This window comes from Citrobacter sp. wls829 (genome assembly GCF_005280825.1).
GTDB lineage: Bacteria > Pseudomonadota > Gammaproteobacteria > Enterobacterales > Enterobacteriaceae > Citrobacter > Citrobacter gillenii.
Genome location: NZ_SZWP01000004.1, coordinates 40,278 through 64,222, shown reverse-complemented (window position 1 = coordinate 64,222; position 23,945 = coordinate 40,278). Strand labels below are relative to the sequence as shown.

22 protein-coding genes and 1 pseudogene are annotated in these 23,945 nt (G+C 51.7%); 14 read left to right on the top strand and 9 right to left on the bottom strand.

Annotated features, from left to right (window positions below):
• Positions 1–40 precede the first annotated feature (40 nt).
• From rnm to rluB, 3 genes are all read left to right on the top strand, one after another.
• Positions 41–919 (top strand): RNase AM, encoded by an 879-nt coding sequence (rnm, locus tag FDW88_RS00465; RefSeq protein ID WP_115258317.1) that lies wholly within the window; start codon positions 41–43, stop codon positions 917–919.
• The gene (locus FDW88_RS00460) at positions 916–1,536 is read left to right on the top strand and encodes an L-threonylcarbamoyladenylate synthase (RefSeq protein ID WP_096756817.1); all 621 of its coding nucleotides are present in this window, start codon (positions 916–918) and stop codon (positions 1,534–1,536) included. The genes rnm and FDW88_RS00460 overlap by 4 nt, the downstream gene beginning before the upstream one ends.
• A gap of 100 nt (positions 1,537–1,636) precedes the next feature.
• A complete protein-coding gene (gene rluB / locus FDW88_RS00455) occupies positions 1,637–2,512 on the top strand; it encodes a 23S rRNA pseudouridine(2605) synthase RluB (RefSeq protein ID WP_096756818.1) in 876 nt (291 codons plus the stop codon).
• An 83-nt stretch (positions 2,513–2,595) separates the two neighbouring features.
• Here the strand turns inward: rluB and cobO are convergent, their stop codons facing one another.
• On the bottom strand, positions 2,596–3,186 hold the full coding sequence (cobO, locus tag FDW88_RS00450) for a cob(I)yrinic acid a,c-diamide adenosyltransferase (protein WP_096756819.1): 591 nt from the start codon (positions 3,184–3,186) through the stop codon (positions 2,596–2,598).
• Positions 3,183–3,944 (bottom strand): YciK family oxidoreductase, encoded by a 762-nt coding sequence (locus FDW88_RS00445; RefSeq protein ID WP_117342892.1) that lies wholly within the window; start codon positions 3,942–3,944, stop codon positions 3,183–3,185. The genes cobO and FDW88_RS00445 overlap by 4 nt, the downstream gene beginning before the upstream one ends.
• A gap of 221 nt (positions 3,945–4,165) precedes the next feature.
• Between FDW88_RS00445 and sohB the strand changes: the two genes are divergently transcribed.
• Positions 4,166–5,212, top strand: a complete 1,047-nt coding sequence (sohB, locus tag FDW88_RS00440) for a protease SohB (RefSeq protein WP_096756821.1) — start codon at positions 4,166–4,168, stop codon at positions 5,210–5,212.
• A 108-nt stretch (positions 5,213–5,320) separates the two neighbouring features.
• On the opposite strand, the gene FDW88_RS00435 is transcribed toward sohB, so the two are convergent.
• A complete protein-coding gene (locus FDW88_RS00435) occupies positions 5,321–5,572 on the bottom strand; it encodes a YciN family protein (protein ID WP_003020616.1) in 252 nt (83 codons plus the stop codon).
• A 399-nt stretch (positions 5,573–5,971) separates the two neighbouring features.
• Between FDW88_RS00435 and topA the strand changes: the two genes are divergently transcribed.
• From topA to acnA, 5 genes are all read left to right on the top strand, one after another.
• Positions 5,972–8,569, top strand: a complete 2,598-nt coding sequence (gene topA / locus FDW88_RS00430) for a type I DNA topoisomerase (RefSeq protein WP_117342889.1) — start codon at positions 5,972–5,974, stop codon at positions 8,567–8,569.
• A 195-nt stretch (positions 8,570–8,764) separates the two neighbouring features.
• Positions 8,765–9,739, top strand: coding sequence for an HTH-type transcriptional regulator CysB (gene cysB / locus FDW88_RS00425; RefSeq protein ID WP_115258322.1), 975 nt, complete (start codon positions 8,765–8,767; stop codon positions 9,737–9,739).
• 296 nt (positions 9,740–10,035) lie between these two features.
• Entirely contained in the window at positions 10,036–10,176 is a 141-nt protein-coding gene (locus FDW88_RS00420; RefSeq protein WP_213083822.1) for a YmiA family putative membrane protein, read from the top strand.
• Positions 10,177–10,178: 2 nt separating this feature from the next.
• A complete protein-coding gene (locus FDW88_RS22385; RefSeq protein WP_170974142.1) occupies positions 10,179–10,349 on the top strand; it encodes a hypothetical protein in 171 nt (56 codons plus the stop codon).
• Between the two features lie 343 nt (positions 10,350–10,692).
• A complete protein-coding gene (gene acnA, locus FDW88_RS00415) occupies positions 10,693–13,368 on the top strand; it encodes an aconitate hydratase AcnA (protein ID WP_137361804.1) in 2,676 nt (891 codons plus the stop codon).
• A 64-nt stretch (positions 13,369–13,432) separates the two neighbouring features.
• Here acnA and ribA read toward each other — a convergent pair whose 3' ends face one another.
• The gene (gene ribA / locus FDW88_RS00410) at positions 13,433–14,023 is read right to left on the bottom strand and encodes a GTP cyclohydrolase II (RefSeq protein ID WP_096756827.1); all 591 of its coding nucleotides are present in this window, start codon (positions 14,021–14,023) and stop codon (positions 13,433–13,435) included.
• Positions 14,024–14,220: 197 nt separating this feature from the next.
• Here ribA and pgpB point away from each other — a divergent pair, with 197 nt between their 5' ends.
• From pgpB to yciH, 5 genes are all read left to right on the top strand, one after another.
• Entirely contained in the window at positions 14,221–14,985 is a 765-nt protein-coding gene (gene pgpB / locus FDW88_RS00405; RefSeq protein WP_137361803.1) for a phosphatidylglycerophosphatase B, read from the top strand.
• Between the two features lie 149 nt (positions 14,986–15,134).
• Entirely contained in the window at positions 15,135–15,443 is a 309-nt protein-coding gene (locus tag FDW88_RS00400; RefSeq protein WP_096756830.1) for a LapA family protein, read from the top strand.
• A gap of 6 nt (positions 15,444–15,449) precedes the next feature.
• Positions 15,450–16,619 (top strand): lipopolysaccharide assembly protein LapB, encoded by a 1,170-nt coding sequence (gene lapB, locus FDW88_RS00395; RefSeq protein ID WP_096756831.1) that lies wholly within the window; start codon positions 15,450–15,452, stop codon positions 16,617–16,619.
• Between the two features lie 186 nt (positions 16,620–16,805).
• Positions 16,806–17,543: an orotidine-5'-phosphate decarboxylase gene (gene pyrF, locus FDW88_RS00390; protein WP_137361802.1), complete on the top strand. Its 738-nt coding sequence runs from the start codon at positions 16,806–16,808 to the stop codon at positions 17,541–17,543.
• Positions 17,544–17,870, top strand: a complete 327-nt coding sequence (yciH, locus tag FDW88_RS00385; RefSeq protein WP_135911919.1) for a stress response translation initiation inhibitor YciH — start codon at positions 17,544–17,546, stop codon at positions 17,868–17,870.
• A 103-nt stretch (positions 17,871–17,973) separates the two neighbouring features.
• On the opposite strand, the gene osmB is transcribed toward yciH, so the two are convergent.
• The 5 genes and pseudogenes from osmB to FDW88_RS00350 all read right to left on the bottom strand — a co-directional run bounded on the left by osmB (position 17,974) and on the right by FDW88_RS00350 (position 23,863).
• Complete coding sequence (gene osmB, locus FDW88_RS00380) at positions 17,974–18,192, bottom strand: osmotically-inducible lipoprotein OsmB (RefSeq protein ID WP_096756834.1); 219 nt, start codon at positions 18,190–18,192, stop codon at positions 17,974–17,976.
• Positions 18,193–18,459: 267 nt separating this feature from the next.
• Complete coding sequence (locus tag FDW88_RS00375; protein ID WP_137361801.1) at positions 18,460–19,212, bottom strand: DNA-binding transcriptional regulator YciT; 753 nt, start codon at positions 19,210–19,212, stop codon at positions 18,460–18,462.
• Between the two features lie 96 nt (positions 19,213–19,308).
• Positions 19,309–19,491 carry a hypothetical protein gene (locus tag FDW88_RS00370; protein WP_137361800.1) on the bottom strand — a complete coding sequence of 61 codons (183 nt, stop codon included), beginning with the start codon at positions 19,489–19,491 and terminating at the stop codon, positions 19,309–19,311.
• Positions 19,492–19,674: 183 nt separating this feature from the next.
• Positions 19,675–21,666, bottom strand: a pseudogene (pdeR, locus tag FDW88_RS00360) (cyclic di-GMP phosphodiesterase).
• A gap of 262 nt (positions 21,667–21,928) precedes the next feature.
• Positions 21,929–23,863: an exoribonuclease II gene (locus FDW88_RS00350; RefSeq protein ID WP_117342883.1), complete on the bottom strand. Its 1,935-nt coding sequence runs from the start codon at positions 23,861–23,863 to the stop codon at positions 21,929–21,931.
• Between the last annotated feature and the right edge of the window lie 82 nt (positions 23,864–23,945).

The window sequence follows — 23,945 nt, the reverse complement described above, 5'->3', positions numbered from 1 at the left end:
TGATGAGCGTGATACGACATTTATTGAAACGGGAGCCGCCTTGAGCGACACGAATTACGCAGTGATTTACGACCTGCACAGTCATACAACGGCGTCCGATGGACGATTGACACCTGAAGCATTGGTACACCGTGCGGTAGAGATGCGAGTCGGGACATTGGCGATTACCGATCATGACACCACGGCAGCGATTCCGGCGGCAAGAGAAGAAATTTCACGTTCAGGTTTAGCCTTGAAGTTGATAGCGGGCGTTGAAATTTCCACGGTCTGGGAAAACCACGAGATCCATATCGTCGGCCTGAATATCGATATCGACCACCCCATGATGCGTGCGTTTCTGGCAGAACAAACCGCGCGTCGTCAGCTGCGTGCGCAGCTAATTGCTGAGCGACTGGACAAAGCACATATCCCGGGCGCGTGGGAAGGCGCGTTACGTCTGGCTGACGGCGGGGCCGTCACGAGAGGCCATTTTGCGCGTTTCCTGGTTGAGAGTGGCAAAGCCACGACCATGGCTGACGTGTTTAAAAAATACCTTGCCCGCGGGAAAACCGGTTACGTTCCGCCACAGTGGTGTACAATAGAACAAGCTATTGATGTCATTCATCATTCTGGCGGTAAGGCGGTGCTGGCTCATCCTGGTCGGTACGATCTTAGCGCTAAGTGGCTGAAAAGACTGGTTGCCTGGTTTGCCGAACATCACGGTGACGCGATGGAAGTGGCACAGTGTCAACAGTCTCCCAATGAGCGTACCCATCTGGCGACGCTGGCGCGTCAGCATCAGCTGTGGGCATCACAAGGATCTGATTTTCATCAGCCGTGCCCGTGGATTGAATTGGGTCGTAAGCTCTGGTTGCCCGCAGGCGTTGAAGGCGTCTGGCAGCTTTGGGAACAGCCCGAGACCACTGAGAGGAAAGTATGAGTCAGTTTTTTTATATCCATCCTGATAACCCACAGCAACGCCTGATCAATCAGGCCGTTGAAATTGTGCGTAAAGGTGGGGTAATCGTTTATCCCACTGATTCCGGCTATGCGTTAGGCTGCAAAATCGAAGACAAAGGGGCGATGGAGCGTATTTGCCGTATCCGTCATCTGCCCGATGGACACAACTTCACGTTGATGTGCCGTGACCTGTCCGAACTGTCGACGTATTCATTCGTGGACAACGTTGCTTTTCGTTTAATTAAAAACAATACGCCGGGCAACTACACCTTCATCCTGAAAGGGACGAAAGAAGTGCCGCGCCGATTGCTGCAGGAAAAACGTAAAACCATCGGTCTGCGCGTACCGTCCAATCCGATTGCGCTGGCGTTGCTGGAAGCGTTGGGCGAGCCCATGCTCTCAACATCGCTGATGCTGCCAGGTAGCGAATTTACCGAGTCCGATCCGGAAGAGATTAAAGATCGTCTGGAGAAGCAGGTGGATTTGATTATCCACGGCGGGTATCTCGGTCAGCAGCCCACCACGGTTATCGATTTAACCGATGACTCGCCGGTGGTGTTGCGTGAAGGCGTCGGTGACGTTAAACCTTTCTTATAAGGGCGCAACTCGGTATACTACGCGGCCTTAAAATGGTGCTAACTGGCGCCGTTGATTCTCCTGTTCGACGCCTGTGAAGGCGACACCTAAAGGAAGCTCTATGAGCGAAAAGTTACAAAAAGTGCTGGCGCGCGCTGGCCACGGTTCTCGCCGTGAAATTGAAACCATTATTGCAGCAGGTCGCGTGAGCGTTGACGGCAAAATTGCCACGCTTGGCGATCGCGTTGACGTAACACCGGGTCTGAAAATCCGTATCGACGGTCATCTGATTTCGGTTAAAGAATCTGCGGAACAAATCTGCCGCGTTCTGGCGTATTACAAGCCGGAAGGTGAATTGTGTACCCGTAACGACCCGGAAGGTCGTCCGACCGTCTTTGACCGTCTACCAAAACTGCGCGATGCGCGCTGGATTGCGGTGGGTCGTCTGGACGTGAATACCTGTGGTTTACTGCTGTTCACCACCGATGGTGAACTGGCGAACCGTCTGATGCACCCGAGCCGTGAAGTTGAGCGTGAATACGCGGTGCGTGTGTTTGGCCAGGTGGATGAAACGAAACTGCGTGACCTGAGCCGTGGCGTGCAACTCGAAGATGGTCCGGCCGCATTTAAAACCATCAAGTTCAGCGGTGGTGAAGGGATTAACCAGTGGTATAACGTCACCTTGACCGAAGGGCGCAACCGCGAAGTGCGTCGCCTGTGGGAAGCCGTTGGCGTGCAGGTGAGCCGTTTGATCCGCGTACGTTACGGTGATATTCCGCTGCCGAAAGGTCTGCCGCGTGGTGGCTGGACGGAGCTTGATCTCGCCCAGACAAACTATCTGCGTCAACTGGTGGAACTGCAGCCGGAAACCAGCTCGAAGGTTGCTGTTGAGAAAGACCGTCGTCGCATGAAGGCGAACCAGATCCGCCGTGCAGTTAAACGTCACACCCAGGTCGGCGGTAGCCGTCGTCCGGGCGGTCGTAACAACAACGGTTAATCATGAGTAGGCCTGATAAGCAAAGCGCCATCAGGCGTTAGCGTGGAGCCGGATGCGGCGCAAACGCCTTATCCGGCCTACACTCAATAATCAATCCCTATTTGGGCTTTCACCCCCGCCTCAAAGGCGTGCTTGACCGGGCGCAACTCGCTGACCGTATCAGCTAATTCCAGAATATCGCGATGGCATCCTCGACCAGTGATAATCACCGTCTGGTGAGAAGGGCGCGCGCTTAAGGCGTCGAGCACCTCTTCCAGCGGTAGATAGTCATACGCCACCATGTACGTCAACTCATCCAGCACCACCATATCCAGCTCAGGATCGGCCAGCATCCGTTTACCGTGCTCCCACACGGCCAGACAGGCAGCGGTGTCAGAATCTCGGTTTTGCGTCTCCCAGGTAAATCCTGTCGCCATGACCTGAAACTCCACGCCGTGGGGTTCCAGTAAGTTTCGTTCGCCGTTGGGCCACGTGCCTTTAATGAACTGCACCACGCCGACTTTTTTACCGTGACCGACCGCGCGCGTGGCGGTACCAAATGCGGCGGTGGTTTTCCCTTTACCGTTGCCGGTAAAGACGATGATGATACCGCGCTCGTCCTTTGCGGCGGCAACGCGTGCGTCAACACGGTCTTTTACGCGCTGCTGGCGCTGCTGATAGCGTTCTTCACTCATTGGGCAATTCCTGGTTTACGGCCCGGTTGGGCGTCGAAGGTCATACCGGTTTTACGCCGGCTGTCGTCGCCCATCAGCCACAGGTACAGCGGCATAATGTCGGCGGGTGTTTTTAATTTTTGTGGATCTTCTGTTGGGAATGCGCTGGCACGCATGCCGGTACGCGTGCCGCCAGGATTAATACAGTTTACGCGCAAATGATGGTTTTGATACTCGTCTGCCAGCACCTGCATCATGCCTTCGGTGGCAAACTTCGAGGTTGCATAGGCCCCCCAGTTGGCGCGTCCCTGACGACCAACGCTGGATGAGGTAAAGACCAACGATCCAGAATCAGACTTAAGCAACAAAGGGAGCAGCGCCTGGGTCAGCATAAAGGTGGCATTGACGTTTACCTGCATGACCTCCTGCCAGACCTGCGGAGTTTGTTCGATCATCGGACCGATTTCACCCAGTAACCCGGCATTATGCAACACGCCATCCAGACGCGGGTAATGGGCGTTGATTCGCTGCGCCAGTTCATGACACTCAGCGGAAGTACAGGTCAGCAGATCCAGCGTAAACCACTGCGCGGGCGCGCCGTTTTCTGCGGCAACGGCCTGGGCGACCTGACGAAGTTTTTCTTCATTGCGCCCGAGCAGAATCACGGTTGCACCGTAGCGGGCATAGGTCAGCGCAGCTTCTCGACCGATGCCATCGCTGGCTCCGGTGACCAGAATAATGCGATCCTGTAACAGATCTTGTTTGGGTTGGTAATGCACGGTTACTCCTCGGCGACGCTCTGGCCATCCCGTTTTCTATAACTTGTCGGTTTTATGCCTTAAACCCTGCTATTTTTCAATCAGCCAAAGGTAATAACACCGTAAAATGAACACTTTATCATGCTTTTTACCGATTACCATGCGGATGGATGAAGCAAGACGGGTTAACACACCTGTTGTACACTGAGCGAAAGTTGCGTTGTTTAACCAAGGTGGGATTCGTGGAATTGTTGTCTGAATATGGGCTGTTTTTGGCAAAAATCGTCACAGTGGTAGTGGCGATTGCGGTGATTGTTATGCTGATCGTCAATGCGACACAACGCAAGCGTCAGCGCGGTGAACTCCGGGTCATTAATCTCAGTGAACAATATAAAGAGATGAAAGAAGACCTGGCGATGTCTTTACTGGACAGCCACCAACAAAAGCTCTGGCATAAAGCGCAGAAAAAAAAGCACAAGCTGGAAGCGAAGGCGGCCAAAGCCAAAGCAAAATTGGGAGAGAATACATCATCGGGTAAACCGCGTGTCTGGGTGCTTGATTTTAAAGGCAGTATGGATGCCCATGAAGTCAGCGCGCTGCGTGAAGAGGTGACGGCGGTACTGGCGGTAGTAAAACCACAAGATCAGGTGGTTATTCGCCTGGAAAGCCCCGGTGGTGTGGTGCATGGCTATGGGCTGGCGGCATCACAATTGCAGCGTCTGCGCGATAAGCAGATCCCATTAACGGTGACGGTCGATAAAGTTGCCGCCAGCGGCGGATACATGATGGCCTGCGTGGCAGATAAAATTGTTTCGGCACCGTTTGCTATTGTGGGCTCAATTGGCGTGGTGGCGCAGATCCCTAACTTTAACCGTTTCCTGAAAGGCAAAGACATTGATATTGAGTTGCACACTGCCGGGCAATACAAACGGACGTTGACGCTGCTTGGTGAGAACACGGAAGAGGGTCGTCAGAAATTCCGCGAAGACCTGAACGAAACGCATCACCTGTTTAAAGATTTTGTGCACCGAATGCGTCCGACTCTGGACATTGAACAGGTTGCCACTGGGGAACACTGGTTCGGTCAACAGGCGCTGGAAAATGGGCTGGTGGATGAGATCAATACCAGCGATGAGGTGATCCTGAGTTTGATGGAGGGTCGCGAAGTGCTTAACGTACGCTATCTGCAGCGCAAAAAACTGATGGACCGTTTCACCGGTAGTGCAGCGGAAAGTGCGGATCGCTTGCTGCTGCGCTGGTGGCAGCGTGGTCAAAAACCGTTGATGTAAAATTGTCATTGCCGGATGGCGATGCTAAAGCATCATATCCGGCCTACAGGATCGTCGCATCGTAGGCCGGATAAGGCGGAGCCGCCATCCGGCAAATCATTTCTTGTATTAATCGATCAGGTGATACTTTTCAGAAAGGACATGCGCCAGGTGTTTAAACATATTAAACACTGCGGTGCTTTTTGGCGTAGGAAGCCCTTGTTCATCTAAAAAGTAATCTCCGCTGAAAACCAGCACGCCATTACGCTGTGTGACGCCGGTGGCGACAATCCCCGCCAGCGTGTCCTCATGCTCACGAATGATTTTGTTGGCTTCAATCAGCAGAGTTTCGCGATCGATGGGTTGAGTGTCTTTATGCATTATTTACTCCTTAAACAAGGACATTAGTCTACGCCGAGCCCGCCTTATGGGCAAATATTCCCTGATAAAAGAGCGGGTCTTACGATAGTGTGCCTACTGGCGAGATTTGTTTTTGCATGCTAATAAAGTTGCGTAACGCATTTTATCAGGTACAGTGTGACGCTTTCGTCAATCTGGCAACAGATTTGCTTGACATTCGACCAATATTCCGTCGTGCTTTAGCGAATTCGTGAAAAAAATCCTGTTAACTCAGTTAGATGGGAGTTACATTACGAACCCGCGACCGGTACCAGGGTTGATATCCGCCGACGCAGAGACCATATCGATGTCTCGTCGCCAGTGGAAGGTGAATCAACGCGCGACGCATTCCTGGAAGAATCAAATTAGGTAAAGGTGAATATGGGTAAAGCTCTTGTCATCGTTGAGTCCCCGGCAAAAGCCAAAACGATCAACAAATATCTGGGTAATGACTACGTGGTGAAATCCAGCGTCGGTCATATCCGTGATTTGCCGACCAGTGGCTCAGCAACTAAAAAGAGCGCCGACTCAACCGCCACCAAAACGGCTAAAAAGCCCAAAAAGGATGAACGTGGCGCTCTCGTCAACCGTATGGGGGTTGACCCGTGGCACAACTGGGATGCGCGCTATGAAGTGCTGCCCGGTAAAGAGAAGGTCGTCTCTGAACTGAAACAATTGGCTGAAAAGGCCGACCACATCTATCTCGCAACTGACCTTGACCGCGAAGGGGAAGCCATTGCATGGCACCTGCGGGAAGTGATCGGGGGCGACGACACCCGCTACAGTCGCGTGGTGTTTAATGAAATTACCAAAAATGCCATTCAGCAGGCGTTTGAAAAGCCGGGCGAACTGAACATCGACCGTGTCAATGCGCAACAGGCACGCCGCTTTATGGACCGCGTTGTGGGCTATATGGTGTCGCCGCTGCTGTGGAAAAAGATTGCTCGTGGCCTGTCTGCCGGTCGCGTACAGTCGGTCGCCGTGCGCCTGGTTGTAGAGCGTGAACGTGAGATCAAGGCATTCGTTCCGGAAGAATTCTGGGAAATAGATGCCAGCACCACGACGCCTTCCGGTGACGCGCTGCCACTGGAAGTCACGCACCACAACGAGAAGCCGTTCCGTCCGGTTAACCGCGAACAGACACTTGCTGCGGTAAGCCTGCTGGAAAAAGCACGTTACAGCGTGCTGGAGCGTGAAGATAAGCCGACCAGCAGCAAACCTGGCGCGCCGTTCATCACCTCTACGTTGCAACAGGCTGCCAGCACCCGTTTGGGCTTTGGCGTGAAGAAAACCATGATGATGGCACAACGCTTGTATGAAGCGGGCTACATCACCTATATGCGTACTGACTCAACCAACCTGAGCCAGGATGCGGTTTCTATGGTCCGCGATTACATCGGCGAAAACTTTGGTAAAAAGTATTTGCCGGAGAGCGCAAACCAGTACGCCAGTAAAGAAAACTCGCAGGAAGCGCACGAAGCCATCCGTCCTTCAGACGTCGCCGTACTGGCTGAATCGCTGAAAGATATGGAAGCTGATGCGCAAAAACTGTATCAGCTGATCTGGCGTCAGTTTGTCGCCTGTCAGATGACGCCAGCTAAATATGACTCCACCACGCTGACCGTTGGCGCAGGTGATTACCGCCTGAAGGCGCGCGGTCGTATTCTGCGGTTTGATGGCTGGACTAAGGTCATGCCAGCCCTGCGTAAAGGCGATGAAGATCGTATCTTACCGGCGGTGGATAAAGGCGATGTGCTGACATTGGTTGAACTGACCCCCGCGCAGCACTTTACCAAACCGCCTGCGCGCTTCAGCGAAGCGTCACTGGTTAAAGAGCTTGAAAAGCGCGGTATCGGTCGTCCATCTACCTATGCGTCGATCATCTCTACGATTCAGGATCGCGGCTATGTCCGTGTTGAGAACCGTCGTTTCTACGCAGAAAAAATGGGTGAAATCGTCACCGACCGCCTGGAAGAAAACTTCCGCGAATTGATGAACTACGATTTCACCGCGCAGATGGAAAACAGTCTCGACCAGGTGGCGAAACACGAAGCCGAATGGAAGGGCGTGCTCGACAACTTCTTCAGTGATTTTACTCAGCAACTCGATAAAGCCGAGAAAGACCCTGAAGAGGGCGGTATGCGTCCGAACCAGATGGTTCTGACCAGCATCGACTGTCCAACCTGTAGTCGTCAGATGGGTATCCGTACCGCCAGTACCGGTGTATTCCTCGGTTGTTCCGGTTACGCGCTGCCACCAAAAGAGCGCTGCAAAACCACCATTAACCTGGTGCCGGAAAACGAAGTGCTGAACGTGCTGGAAGGCGATGACGCGGAAACTAACGCGTTACGCGCGAAGCGCCGTTGCCAGAAGTGCGGCACGGCGATGGACAGCTACCTCATCGATCCAAAACGTAAGCTGCATGTGTGTGGTAACAACCCAACTTGCGACGGTTATGAAATCGAAGAAGGCGAGTTCCGCATCAAGGGCTACGACGGTCCGATCGTCGAGTGCGAGAAATGTGGTTCTGAAATGCACCTGAAAATGGGGCGTTTCGGTAAATACATGGCGTGTACTAACGACGAGTGTAAAAACACCCGTAAGATCCTGCGTAATGGCGAAGTTGCGCCACCGAAGGAAGATCCGGTTCCGCTGCCGGAATTGCCGTGTGAAAAATCGGACGCGTATTTCGTGTTACGTGATGGCGCAGCAGGTATTTTCCTGGCGGCGAATACCTTCCCGAAATCGCGTGAGACGCGTGCGCCGTTAGTGGAAGAGCTGTACCGCTTCCGCGATCGTCTGCCGGAAAAACTGCGCTACCTTGCCGATGCGCCGCAGACCGATCCGGATGGCAACAAAGCGATGGTGCGTTTTAGCCGTAAAACCAAGCAGCAGTATGTGTCTGCCGAGAAAGACGGTAAGGCGACCGGCTGGTCTGCATTCTTTGTTGACGGTAAATGGGTAGAAGGCAAGAAGTAACAGCCCGACAGTTTGACATCGCCTTAAAGGGTCGCGTAAGCGGCCCTTTTTTATAGGTGACGGTATCTATACAGCTCTGATTAAAATGATATAGTGGTTATAGTTAACAAACTTTTTATTATTAAATCGTATTAGCAGCGCGATTCAGCCTGCTCATAAACGATGGTCTGATGCCGCTAATCTGGATGGTCTAACATGAAATTACAGCAACTTCGCTATATTGTTGAGGTGGTTAACCACAACCTTAATGTCTCCTCAACGGCCGAAGGGCTCTATACCTCTCAACCGGGTATCAGTAAGCAAGTTCGTATGCTGGAAGACGAACTGGGTATCCAGATTTTTGCCCGTAGCGGTAAACACCTTACGCAGGTTACCCCGGCAGGGCAGGAAGTCATTCGTATTGCGCGCGAAGTTCTGTCTAAGGTAGATGCCATTAAGTCGGTTGCCGGTGAACATACCTGGCCGGACAAAGGCTCGCTGTATATTGCGACCACCCACACCCAGGCGCGCTATGCGCTGCCTAACGTGATTAAAGGCTTTATTGAGCGTTATCCTCGCGTCTCTTTGCATATGCATCAGGGCTCGCCGACCCAAATTGCGGAAGCCGTGTCGAAAGGCAACGCAGATTTTGCCATTGCAACCGAAGCGCTGCACCTGTACGACGATCTGGTGATGCTGCCGTGCTACCACTGGAATCGTTCGATTGTTGTCACGCCGGACCATCCGCTGGCGGGTAAATCCTCCGTGTCGATTGAAGAACTGGCGCAATACCCGCTGGTGACGTACACCTTTGGCTTTACCGGACGTTCAGAACTCGACACCGCGTTTAACCGCGCGGGTCTGGAGCCGCGTATTGTCTTTACCGCGACCGACGCGGATGTTATTAAAACCTATGTGCGACTCGGACTGGGCGTGGGCGTGATTGCAAGCATGGCGGTCGATCCGATTTCCGATCCGGATTTGGTACGGGTTGATGCGCATGATGTCTTTAGCCATAGCACCACCAAAATCGGTTTTCGTCGTAGTACGTTCCTGCGCAGTTACATGTATGATTTTATTCAGCGTTTTGCGCCGCATCTGACGCGCGATGTAGTGGATACGGCGGTCGCGTTACGTTCTAACGATGACATTGAAGCAATGTTTAAAGATATTAAATTGCCGGAAAAATAATAACGGGCCAGCGCTCGTCGGTATCTCAGTATGAAAAACGCTACCGACGGGCAAGTCTGAATTAGTTATATTAACCGCATATTATTTAAGGGGAATGTTCGCCAAAGTAGTTTTAAATTAGAAAATCTGCTCAAAACCCTGTCAAATATTTAAATCGGATCAAACAATTGATTTATTCACGGCTCAGGATTCGAAAATTAACTGGCTTTTTCACGCCTTTTTCTTTAGGATTTCTCTTATCTGATGATTAATTGTACCAATCGTTTGGTGCCAATATGATAAGTGATTTCGATAGTATGAGGTTAGCGATGCCTTCTGGAAACCAGCCAGCACGCCGGGATCCCGCGCTGAAACGTAAAGCATGGTTCACGGTCTTTCTCGGTTCAGTCCTGTTCTGGATTGTTGTTGCGCTCGTGGTTTGGAATGTGTGGAGTTAGTCATGTCCGTGCAACAGCAGCAACCCACGTCTACACCTTCTCAGCAAGACAATGAGCCAGCGCAGGAGGCGACTACTGAATGTAGAAAGAATATTCCTGACGCGTGGCAACTTTCCCCAGCACAGCAGGCTTTTATTGATCTATTTGATGAAGACGAAGAACAGAAACAATAATTAACCCGCGTTTTATAGCCGTCATACTTAAAGCAGCATGTGCGTTATTTCCGTTCGTTCACCCCAGTCACATAGTTATCTATGCTCCTGGCGATTCACTCACTTGCCGCCTTCATGCCGCTCTAATTATTTTGGCTATATCTTCATTAGAATTAGTTCACCGTATTGAAGAGTGAATGACGTAATTCCACCTTCACGCCGTAATCCCCTTGTATCGCCATTTATGCTTCTCCGCTTTTATCAATTTGAGTTGTTATCAAAGCGTTACATTTTGTTTGTGTTATCTTTAATACTAACCCTGAGAAAAGTCAGGGGATGCCACCCTGTCATTTAAGGAGGAGCTATGTCGTCGACCCTACGCGAAACCAGTAAGGACACATTGCAGGTTAAAGATAAAACCTACCGCTACTACAGTTTGCCGCTGGCTGCCAAATCATTGGGTGATATCACCCGTCTACCCAAATCGCTAAAAGTCTTGCTGGAAAACCTGCTGCGCTGGCAGGACAGTGATTCAGTTACTGAAGAAGATATTCATTCTCTGGCTCGATGGCTGGACAATGCCCATGCCGATCGCGAGATTGCCTATCGACCCGCCCGTGTACTGATGCAGGATTTTACCGGCGTTCCGGCGGTGGTCGATCTGGCGGCCATGCGCGAAGCGGTTAAACGCCTCGGCGGTGATACGGCTAAAGTGAACCCGCTTTCACCTGTTGATCTGGTGATTGACCACTCGGTGACGGTAGACCACTTCGGTGATGATGATGCGTTCGAAGAGAACGTTCGCCTGGAAATGGAGCGTAACCACGAGCGCTATGTGTTTCTGAAATGGGGGCAGCAGGCATTCAGCCGCTTCAGCGTTGTACCGCCGGGGACGGGGATCTGCCACCAGGTTAACCTCGAATACCTGGGAAAAGCGGTGTGGAGTGAATTGCAGGATGGCGAGTGGGTGGCTTACCCGGACACGCTGGTTGGTACCGACTCCCACACTACGATGATTAACGGCCTTGGTGTACTTGGGTGGGGCGTGGGCGGAATTGAAGCAGAAGCCGCGATGCTGGGGCAACCGGTCTCGATGCTGATCCCGGATGTCGTTGGCTTCAAGCTGGATGGAAAACTACGTGAGGGGATCACCGCCACCGATCTGGTCCTGACCGTGACCCAGATGCTGCGTAAGCACGGAGTGGTCGGTAAATTTGTTGAATTCTATGGTGATGGCCTCGACACGCTGCCGCTGGCAGACCGTGCCACCATTGCCAATATGGCACCGGAGTATGGTGCGACCTGCGGTTTCTTCCCCATTGATGGCGTCACGCTCGAATACATGCGCCTGAGCGGTCGCAGCGAAGAGCAAGTTGAGCTGGTTGAGTCCTACGCCAAAGCGCAGGGAATGTGGCGTAATACGGGCGATGCGCCGATCTTTACCAGTTCACTGGAACTGGACATGGCCGATGTGGAAGCCAGCCTGGCCGGACCGAAGCGTCCGCAGGATCGCGTCGCGCTGGGGGATGTCCCGAAAGCATTTGCGGCAAGCAATGAGCTTGAGCTGAACAGTTCGCACAAAGACAGTCAGCCGGTCGACTATGTTCTGAACGGTCATCAATACCAGCTGCCAGACGGTGCGGTGGTGATTGCGGCTATTACCTCCTGTACCAACACCTCAAACCCGAGCGTGCTGATGGCGGCGGGCTTACTGGCGAAAAAAGCGGTCACTCTTGGTCTGAAACGTCAACCATGGGTCAAAGCCTCGCTAGCACCGGGATCAAAAGTGGTGTCTGACTATCTGGCGCAGGCCCGGCTGACCCCGTACCTTGATGAACTGGGGTTCAATCTGGTTGGCTATGGTTGTACCACCTGTATTGGTAACTCTGGGCCGTTACCCGATCCTATTGAAACGGCGATTAAAAAAGGTGACCTGACGGTGGGGGCGGTACTTTCCGGTAACCGTAACTTTGAAGGACGCATTCATCCGTTAGTGAAAACGAACTGGCTGGCCTCTCCGCCACTGGTGGTCGCTTACGCGCTGGCGGGCAATATGAACATTAACCTGACCAAAGATCCGCTCGGGCACGATAAAAAAGGTGACCCCGTATATCTGAAAGATATCTGGCCTTCTGCACGGGAAATTGCCCGCGCCGTCGAGCAGGTATCCACGGAGATGTTCCACAAAGAGTATGCGGAAGTGTTTGAAGGCACGCCGGAATGGAAATCGATCAATGTTGATCGTGTCGACACCTACGGCTGGCAGTCTGACTCGACCTATATTCGCCTGTCACCGTTCTTCGAGGGCATGCAGGCTACGCCGGCTCCGGTAAACGATATTCATGGGGCGCGTATATTGGCGATGCTGGGTGACTCGGTGACCACAGATCATATTTCCCCCGCTGGCAGCATTAAGGCGGACAGCCCGGCAGGACGCTATTTGCAGAGCCACGGCGTTGAGCGCCGGGATTTTAACTCCTATGGTTCACGACGTGGAAATCATGAAGTGATGATGCGAGGTACTTTTGCCAACATTCGTATCCGCAATGAAATGGTGCCGGGAATTGAAGGCGGGATGACTCGCCATTTACCGGGGACGGAAGTGGTAGCCATTTACGATGCGGCCATGCGTTATCAGCAGGAGAGCGTGCCGCTGGCGGTGATTGCCGGTAAGGAATACGGATCAGGCTCCAGTCGCGACTGGGCAGCGAAAGGTCCACGTTTACTGGGTATTCGCGTGGTCATCGCAGAATCGTTTGAGCGAATTCACCGTTCCAACCTGATTGGTATGGGGATCCTGCCGCTGGAGTTCCCGCAAGGGGTGACGCGTAAAACGTTGGGACTCACCGGTGAGGAAGTGATTGATATTACGGAGTTACAAACAATTCAACCGGGCGCCACAATTGCGGTGAATATGATGCGCGCAGATGGCAGCAAAGAGGTGATTATGTGCCGCTGTCGTATCGATACTGCGACGGAGTTAACCTACTACCAGAACGACGGTATTTTGCACTATGTGATTCGTAATATGCTGAAGTAAAAAGTGAAAAAGCCTGCGTAAGCAGGCTTTTCATGGGGCAGGTGCATGTGCAATTACCGGGCGATTATTCGCTCAATAAATGGCCCATTTTGGCGGCTTTGGTATCCAGATAATGCGCATTTTTCGGGTTCCGGCCCACGATCAGCGGCACGCGTTCGACAATATTGATCCCAGCTTCGGTCAGAATCTCAACTTTCTTCGGATTATTGGTCAGCAGTCGTACTGCATCTACGCCCAGCAGCTTAAACATATCTGCGCACAGGGTGAAGTCGCGCTCATCGGCAGCAAAACCTAACTGGTGGTTGGCTTCAACGGTATCGTAGCCTTGATCTTGCAACGCATAGGCGCGGATCTTATTCAGCAGGCCGATGTTGCGACCTTCCTGACGATGGTAAAGCAGGATACCGCGTCCCTCTTCAGCAATGTGCGTGAGCGCGGCTTCCAGTTGGAAACCGCAATCGCAACGCAGGCTGAAAAGCGCATCGCCAGTCAGACATTCGGAATGGACGCGTGCCAGGACCGGTGTTTGACCCGAAATATCGCCAAATACCAGCGCGACATGATCGTGCCCGGTTGCCAGTTCTTCAAATCCCACCATCAGGAAATCACCCCAGGGGGTTGGCAGTTTGGCTTCTGCCACACGTTTAAGCTGCATGTATTTCTCCAGATTACGCTGGCACTCGCCGTGCCGTCGCCTATTGGCTTCTGTATGGCACTATTTTGCCATAAGGCGACGGCGTTCGCCTAATGGCGACAGCGCATTCGTATTTGCAATGGCACAAAATTGTCAATTTTCCCGGCGCGCAATTTTTTCAGTTATGATTGTGAGACTTATCGACGAAAGGAGATGCAATGCTTTCTATCGCAAAGCGAACCGCCGTAGGTGCTGTTCTGTTGTTGATTATGCCAGTGTCCATGTGGGTGTCTGGCTGGAGTTGGCAGCCAGGGAACAATGTCTGGTGGTTAAAATCCTTATACTGGATAACGGAAACGGTGACGCAACCCTGGGGAATCATTACTCATGTGTCCCTGTGTGTGTGGTTTTTGTGGTGTCTGAGATTTCGTCTGAAAGCCGCGATGATGCTGTTCGCCATCCTTGCCGCGGCAATTTTGATCGGCCAGGGGGGCAAGTCATGGGTAAAAGAAAGGGTGCAGGAGCCACGACCTTTTGTGGTTTGGCTGGAAAAAACGCACCATGTCCCTGTTGATGAGTTCTACACTTTAAAGCGTAAAGAGCGCGGACACTTAGTCAAAGAGCAATTATCAGGACAGCAGGATATCCCGACCTTTTTACGTAAACACTGGCAAAAAGAGACGGGTTTCGCATTTCCCTCTGGTCATACGATGTTTGCCGCCAGTTGGGCGTTACTGGCCGTGGGGCTATTATGGCCGCGTAGACGTACGCTAACGATTGTTTTCTTGCTGGTCTGGGCGACGGGTGTAATGGGCAGTCGTTTGTTACTGGGCATGCACTGGCCGCGAGATTTAGTCGTGGCGACGTTGATATCATGGCTGCTGGTTACGTTGGCGACATGGCTTGCACAACGGGTCTGTGGGCCATTAACACCGCCGGTTCAGGAGCAACAAGAAATCGCGCAGCGTGAACAAGAAAGCTGACCGTGATTGATTTTTCGCGTTTTGCCCTTAAATCATAAAGACTAAAGCGCTTTTCCATTTCGCACTCGTCGTGAAAATGGTAATTTAAAGGGCTCAACGCGGTAAGTTGTACACGATTTATTCGCTCAAACCACATAACGGGAAGTAATGTGAAATATTTACTCATTTTCTTACTGGTGTTGGCGATTTTTGTTATTTCGGTGACATTAGGTGCGCAAAACGATCAACAGGTAACGTTTAACTACCTGCTGGCCCAAGGTGAATATCGTATTTCTACGCTGCTTGCCGTGTTGTTTGCTGCAGGATTTGCGATTGGTTGGTTAATTTGCGGCCTTTTCTGGCTGAGGGTTCGCGTGTCTCTTGTGCGTGCCGAACGTAAAATCAAACGACTGGAAAACCAGCTTGCGCCTGCGACCGACGTTGCGGTTTCTGCCGATTCGTCGGTTGTGAAGGAATAATTATTTATGCTGGAGTTGTTGTTTCTGCTGTTACCTGTAGCCGCTGCCTATGGGTGGTATATGGGTCGCAGAAGTGCGCAACAAACAAAACAGGACGAAGCTAACCGCCTGTCGCGTGACTATGTCGCCGGGGTTAACTTCCTTCTGAGCAACCAACAAGATAAAGCGGTGGATCTGTTCCTCGATATGTTGAAAGAGGATACCGGCACCGTTGAGGCTCATCTCACCCTCGGAAACCTGTTCCGCTCGCGCGGTGAAGTCGATCGCGCTATCCGCATCCATCAAACGTTGATGGAAAGTGCGTCATTGACCTACGAACAGCGTTTGCTGGCGGTTCAACAACTCGGTCGCGATTACATGGCCGCAGGTCTGTATGACCGCGCTGAAGACATGTTCAATCAGCTTACCGATGAAACCGATTTCCGCGTGGGTGCGTTGCAACAGCTGTTGCAGATCTATCAGGCAACCAGTGAGTGGCAAAAAGCCATTGACGTTGCGGAACGCCTGGTGAAGCTCGGTAAAGATAAGCAGCGAATTGAGATCGCACACTTCTACTGCGAACTGGCTCTTCAGCAACTGGGCAGCGACGACATGGACCGCGCCATGACGTTGTTAAAAAAAGGGGCTGCCGCCGACAAAAACAGTGCGCGGGTTTCCATCATGATGGGACGCGTGTACATGATGAAAGGGGACTATGCGAAGGCGGTCGAAAGCCTGCAGCGCGTAATTTCCCAGGACAAAGAGCTGGTCAGCGAAACGCTGGACATGCTACAGAGTTGCTACCAGCAACTTGGTAAGAACGATGAATGGGCGGAGTTCTTACGCCGCGCCGTAGAGGAGAATACCGGTGCCGCCGCTGAGCTGATGTTGGCGGATATCCTCGAAGCGCGTGAGGGCAGCGATACCGCGCAGGTTTATATCACCCGTCAGTTGCAGCGTCATCCGACGATGCGCGTCTTCCACAAACTAATGGACTATCACCTCAATGAGGCCGAGGAAGGGCGTGCTAAAGAGAGTCTGATGGTGTTACGGGATATGGTCGGCGAACAGGTTCGCAGTAAGCCGCGCTACCGCTGCCAGAAATGCGGATTTACCGCCTACACGCTGTACTGGCATTGCCCATCGTGCCGTTCATGGTCAACCATTAAGCCAATTCGCGGTCTTGACGGTTTGTAATTAAAAAAATACCGACTTTAGTTACAACATCCTTATTGTTTAATAACATCCTGCACATTTAGCCTCCGTGCCACATCGCCAAGCAGCGATGTAATCGAATCTGTTAATTTCCTATGACCACAGGTAGAATGCACGCCGTTTACCCATTTTGTGCCGAAAGGTGCCCATCTTCAGGAAGGTCTGGTTATGACGTTTACTGCTTCATCTTCTCCCCGTGCTGTTACTGATTCTCCTGTCGTTGTCGCTCTGGACTACAATAATCGCGATAAAGCATTGGCATTTGTCGACAGAATTGATCCCCGTGATTGCCGTTTGAAAGTGGGCAAAGAGATGTTCACGCTTTTTGGACCTCAATTGGTGCGCGACCTGCAACAGCGTGGATTTGATGTATTTCTGGACCTGAAATTCCACGACATCCCCAATACCACGGCACATGCCGTAGCGGCTGCGGCAGACCTTGGCGTGTGGATGGTTAACGTTCATGCCTCGGGTGGGGCACGGATGATGACGGCGGCTCGTGAAGCCTTGGTACCATTTGGTAACGATGCGCCGTTGTTAATTGCCGTGACGGTGCTGACCAGCATGGAAGCCAGCGACCTTGCCGATCTGGGAGTGACGTTGTCACCTGCGGAGCATGCAGAAAGACTGGCACGGTTAACGCAAAACTGCGGGCTGGACGGCGTTGTCTGTTCTGCACAGGAAGCGGTACGATTCAAACAAGAGTTTGGTCAGGCGTTTAAGCTGGTAACGCCTGGTATTCGTCCTGAAGGCAGTGAAGCGGGCGATCAGCGCCGCATTATGACGCCACAGCAGGCACTGTCAGCGGGTGTGGATTATATGGTGATTGGTCGTCCGGTCACGCAGTCGGCGGATCCGGGCCAGACGCTGAAGGCGATCAACACCTCACTGAAACGAGGAGCGTAAATGAGCGACGCTAACTCTCGTCTGGTCTACTCGACTGAGTCTGGACGAATTGACGAACCTAAAGCGGTGACAGAACGTCCAAAAGGCGATGGTATTGTGCGAATTCAACGCCAGACCAGCGGTCGAAAAGGAAAGGGCGTTTGCCTGATTACCGGTATTGATCTGGACGACTCAGAGCTAACCAAATTAGCAGCCGAGTTAAAGAAAAAATGTGGCTGTGGTGGGGCCGTGAAAGAGGGCGTCATTGAAATACAAGGCGATAAACGCGACCTGATTAAATCCTTGCTGGAAGCCAAAGGCTTGAAAGTTAAACTGGCTGGCGGCTAATAAAAAAAGCCACGAAAATATTCGTGGCTTTATTATTAGTAATGTAAATAGTACGGTCGCGAAAAAGTAAACGTATTATTATATCGAGCCGGTCAACCGTAGATTATTTACCCACCTGGTGGCCGATAATACCACCTACTGCAGCACCACCCAGCGTACCCAGCGTACTGCCGTCCGTCAGGACTGCGCCACCAATGGCACCTGCACCCGCACCAATGGCGGTGTTGCGGTCTTGTTTAGACCAGTTAGAGCAGGCACTCAAAGACATAGCCAGAGTAATCGCCAGAATGGCAGCGGTCATTTTTTTGCTCGTTACTAACATAATACTTTCTCCTGAATGATTGATTCACGGAATCCAGTCTCTTTAATGATAGCGTGAAATTAAGGTCATTAAAGGTATTTCCGTGAAACCGTTTAGCGCAGGGCATGACCATCAATCATCTGTTGATGAGAGTGTGTTCCTGTTATATCGCTAACATTAATTTTACGACATTACCCTGTTAACAACAGGTAAAAAGTCTTAATTGGACGGTCGGATAAGTCTCAGAGAGAAGATGATTTGCCGACAGGCAAATCATCTGGTGATGTATTATGCGCGGGTATCGATGATGTTAACGATTAATCCTGAATGCTCTAGTTGCATTTGCACGCTGGCACTGAGTTTTGCATCAGTGACGACACGATTGAATCGCTCCAACGGACCGAGTGTGTACGGATGAATGGCGTCAAACTTCGAACTGTCGGTGAGCACAATCACCTCTGAGCCTTTTTCCAGCACTGCATTGACCACGTCTGAACGCATCATGTCACGGCCGGTGAAGCCGGTTTCAGGCTGCCAGCCATCGATTCCAATAAAAGCCTTACTAAAGTGAACCTGCTGGATAAACTGACGCGTTAATGGCCCAACCATGCTTTCGCTTTTTTTCTGATAGATCCCGCCGAGGAGGATTACTTCGCAGGGTGTTTCTTTCAGCAGGTGAGCGATATAGCTGCTGACCGTAATGATAGTGACGTCTTTTTGTTCCGCCAGCGTTCTGGCCAGCAGTGCATTACTGCTACCGTTTTCAATAAATACGGATTCACCAGGATTGACCAGTGAGGCGGCAAACTCAGCCAGTTCACGTTTCAGGGTGAAGTTGGTCATCATACGCGTTTCAACATCGTCGCTATTCAGTGACACTGCGAAACCATGCGCACGGCGTAAATAACTCTGTTTTTCCAGCGTGTTCAGATCCTGTCGAATCGTCACTTCAGAGACACCGGTGATTTTGGCAAGCTCAGATACGCTCATCTGGCCTTTATCGGTCACCATCTGCAAAATAGATTGTTGTCGGGAATTCATAGTATTAATTTTTATAGCGGTATCGTATCGGACATTAAACGGAGGTTACGTTATCAGCAGTCTGATATCAGCAACCACATAACAAGTACAAAGCCGTCAGATCTCCCACGGGGCTTTGTGTTTTTTTGACACTGGCGCTGTTTCTTCGTTGACCGTGCTTAACAGTTCAGCCTTGAGGATTTCGAGATTGTGGATGGCTGAATGAGAGTCACCTGCAACAAGGATATCCAGTACGGTATCAATGCGTTCGGCCAGTCGTTTTGTGTCGATATCAGACATGGTCATCATCCTGGTGTCAAAAAATTTAGAATTTCATGATGCAGAAAATCATCATAAAAGAGAAGGGAAAAATAGTATTAACCGACATGATCGGAGAATATTATATATTCCGTGATTACAGACAGATACGATAGTCACGGAATGTACATTCTTCGCTATTTCTCGACGAGTATTCCTGCATGGTTAGCGCATTTTTTTATTCAGATGTCGCTTATACCAACGTTCAAACGCGGCAGCTGGCATTGGCTTAGCGAACAAAAATCCCTGACGCTCATTGACACCATTCTTGGTCAGAAAGGCATCCTCTTTCGCACTTTCCACGCCTTCAGCAATCACCTGGAGATTTAGCGCTTGCGCCACCGCAACAATGGCGCGTACCAGCGACTGTGAAATGGATTGTTTGTGGATATCCCTGACGAAGGTCTGGTCCAGTTTAATCGCATCGAGCGGGAAGCGGGCAAGCTGGGAAAGTGAAGAGTATCCTGTGCCAAAATCATCCAAATGGATCTGGGCGCCAAGCTGACTAAACTACTGAATAACGGACAGTGCTAGCTGTTCATTCTCAATTAAACTGCTTTCTGTTAACTCGACGTCAATGGGGCAATACTCAAAATTCAGATCGTGCAGAACCTGCTTCAGATCGGTGAACAGTGTTTGATCGGCCAGTTGACGCGCCGAGACGTTTACCGCCACGCGCAAATTGATTCCCTTATCGCGCCACTTCGCCACCTGGCGCACAACGTCCAGAATCACCCAGCGCCCCAGCGGGACGATAAGCCCTGATTCTTCGGCGTAAGAGATAAATTCCAGCGGCGGAATTAACCCACGCTCCGGCGACTGCCAGCGGACCAGCGCCTCCAGGCTGCGGACTTCACCCCGCCAGGTTATTTTGGGCTGGTAGTGGATCAGCAACTGATCGTTTTCCAGCGCCTTACGCAGGTTGGTATCCAGCCACAGATACTCGAACACCCGCTGATTCATTTCAGGGGAGAACACGCAAAACTGCCCACGTCCGCCTTCTTTGGCGGTATACATGGCGGTATCCGCGTTGCGAATGACGTTTTCGCTGTCATTACCATGCTGGGGTGCCAGGGAAATGCCGATAGAACAGCCGGTATACACTTCAATCAGGCCAATGCGGAACGGTAGCCGCAGACGGGTCAGAATGCGCGAGGCCGTGGCCTCCAGCGCCCCCTGGGAGGTTCCCGTCGCGAGGACGATAAACTCATCACCACCGAAGCGCGCCAGTAACTGGTTATCTTCGAGGCAACTTAGGATGGCCAGCGAGACACTCTGTAAAAGCTGGTCGCCAAACATATGCCCGTAGGCATCGTTGACCTTTTTGAAGTTATCGAGGTCGAGATAAATAATGCCAACCTGCGTGTCGCCCGCGTTATCAATCGCCTCGCTAATCAACTCATGAATGGCGTTACGGTTGGGTAACCCGGTGATGGAGTCGGTGTTCGCCAACACGCGAAGTCGCTCCTGGGCGCGCCGTTCTTCGGTAATATCGGTCCCGGAACAGATCAGAAATATTTCGTTCTTACCGCTGCCGTTATGCACAAATTTATTACGAAACAGGAACAGGCGCTGACCCTTACAGGTGTTAACCCAGCGCTCGACTTCATACGAGTTGCCTTCACGAAAAAAAACGTCAATATTGCGTCTTGATGCCGCAGCTTCACGACGGCTCATAAACAGCGTGAAGACGCTTTGCCCGATCACTTCACGTTCTCTTAGCCCGGTGTATTCTTCGCATAACCGATTAAAACGTTGAATGTTACCCTGTCGGTCAAGTATCACGATAACTGAATTGGCTTCCGATACGACCTGTTCGGCAAAGGATAATCCTTGTGCCAGATCGCGTGCTACAGAAGGGGTGTCGTCCCAGGCTGATGCGCTACCAGCCCATTCACGTTTATTAATTTTTCGCCCGACAAGGTGCACGGGAATGTCATCCGTATCGATGGGAAGGGTCATCAGCAGACTTGATGTAATCACTGTCATTTCCCGAATGCGATCGGCTTGTTCCGGTGATAATTCGATGGTTTGTTCTGCTGCGGCCGTTTCGTCAATAGAGAAATGCAGGATGTTACACTCCTCTGACAAACGCCAGTAAGGGTTGTGAGAACCCACAAAGCTATACAACGTTACCAACTCCCGAACGTCTTTCATGATGTGTACTATCCCGTTTAAAGCGCATAGAGCCTCAAAAGTAAGGGTAGCCATGATTCATACAGGGTGATTATGGCTGAACATATTGTTTTATTTATATATTTATGTGTAATCCAGATTCAGAAAAAAGCAAAGTCAGCAGACCTGAAAAGAGTAAAAATAATTTGGACTGGATGAAGGAAGTGTAGTGCGTGGCGGCGTATCAGGGGGGAAAAGAAAACGACCTTTCACAAAAAGAGAAAGGCCGTTGAGTTTAGTGGTGCTACGCGGCTGGACGTGCGATAACGCTGCGGGTTTCCATTCGCACTTCTGCGATGGTCACGTCGATCACGTCAGTGACCTTGTAAACCACGTCACCTTTGATCTGTACCGTGCCGTTTTCCTGGCTGCACACCAGTTCATCACGGACCGCGTGCAGGAACGGTGCCGGGATAAACGCGACGGCGCCATTGTCGACTAAGCGCACCCGCATACCACCGCGGCTGACATCGATGATTTCAGCCGCAAAACGGGTGTCAGTCCCGGCTTTGTCACTCAGGAAGCGGGCGTATAACCAGTCACCGACGTCACGTTCGGCCATCCGGTTCAGGCGACGGCGTTCCGTCATCTGTATCGTGATGTCTTCCTGTGGTCGAGCGATGGTTTCGCCTTTAATTACCGCTTTTAACAGGCGATGGTTGATCATATCGCCATACTTACGGATAGGTGAGGTCCAGGTGGCGTATGCCTCCAGGCCCAGCCCAAAGTGCGGACCTGGCTCGACGCTGATTTCAGCGTAGGACTGGAAACGGCGAATACGGCTATCGAGGAAACCAGAAGGTTGAGCATCCAGTTCACGACGCAGTTTGCAGAAGCCTTCCAGCGTCAACACCTCTTCGGCATCCACGTGCATACCATGGGTTTTCAGCAGGGCGGCCAACGCTTCAGCATTCGCCGGATCGAACCCCATGTGTACGTTATAAATCCCGAAGCCTAGTTTGTCGCGAAGAACGCGCGCGGCGCAGATGTTTGCCGCAATCATCGACTCTTCCACGATACGATTAGCAATGCGACGCGGTTCCGCCACGATATCCAGCACTTCACCTTTTTCACCCAGTACAAAGCGGTAATCCGGGCGATCTTTAAACACCAGTGCGTGGTTATGACGCCACTCGCCACGGCTCATGCAGATACGCTGCAACAGACGGATCTGCTCGGCAATCTCGTCGTTTTCAGGCTGCCAGCCATTATTCCCTTCCAGCCAGTCAGACACGTTGTCATAGGCCAGTTTCGCTTTGGATTCGATGGTCGCCGTGAAGAAGGTGATGTCGTCTTCAATAGTGCCGTCAGCCGCAATGGTCATGCGGCAAGCGAGCACCGGACGGACTTCGTTAGCCCGCAGCGAGCACAGGTCGTCTGACAGTTCACGCGGTAACATCGGGATATTGAAGCCCGGGAGATAGTTGGTGAACGCGCGAATTTTAGCAGTGTTATCCAGCTTGCTGCCTTCGGCAATCCAGGCGGTAGGATCGGCAATGGCGACGGTTAATTGCAGTTTGCCATCAGCCAGTTCCTCGGCGTACAGCGCATCGTCCATATCTTCGGTGCTGGCACTGTCAATGGTGACGAAGTTCAGTGCGGTAAGATCCTGACGTTCCAGACCTTCATCCAGCATTTCGGTGGCTACGCCATTCGGTGCTTCTTTTTCAAGATTGTGGCGCGCCAGCGTGACCCACCAGGGGACGAAATGATCGTCAGCAAAGGTGATGAACTGGGTTAATTCAGCGTAGAAGGTGCGGTCGCCTTTCAGCGGATGGCGACGCATTTCTGCGACGGCCCAGTCACCTTCCTTAAATTCATGATCCACACCGCGAGCAGCGCGGCAGGGGATAGCGTCTTTCAGTAACGGATGATCTGGCACAATGGACAGACGATCGTTCTTACCCTGAACTTTACCCACAAAACGCGTCAGGAACGGTTCAACCAGTTCTTCCGGCTCGGCAGATTCGCGATCTTTTTCGCTATGGATCACCGCGACAATGCGGTCACCATGCATCACTTTTTTCATCTGCGGCGGTGGAATGAAATAGCTTTTTTGTGCATCGACTTCCAGGAAGCCAAAGCCTTTTTCCGTGGCTTTTACCACCCCTTCAGCACGCGGCGTCTGGGAATGTAGTTGCTGTTTAAGCTGCGCTAGCAGCGGGTTGTCCTGAAGCATAATTGTCTATTTTCGTGGCCAAAAGAGCGGCTGACAGTTTTACGCGAAACTGCCAGTCGCAGCAAGCGCTCTTTCAATGAGC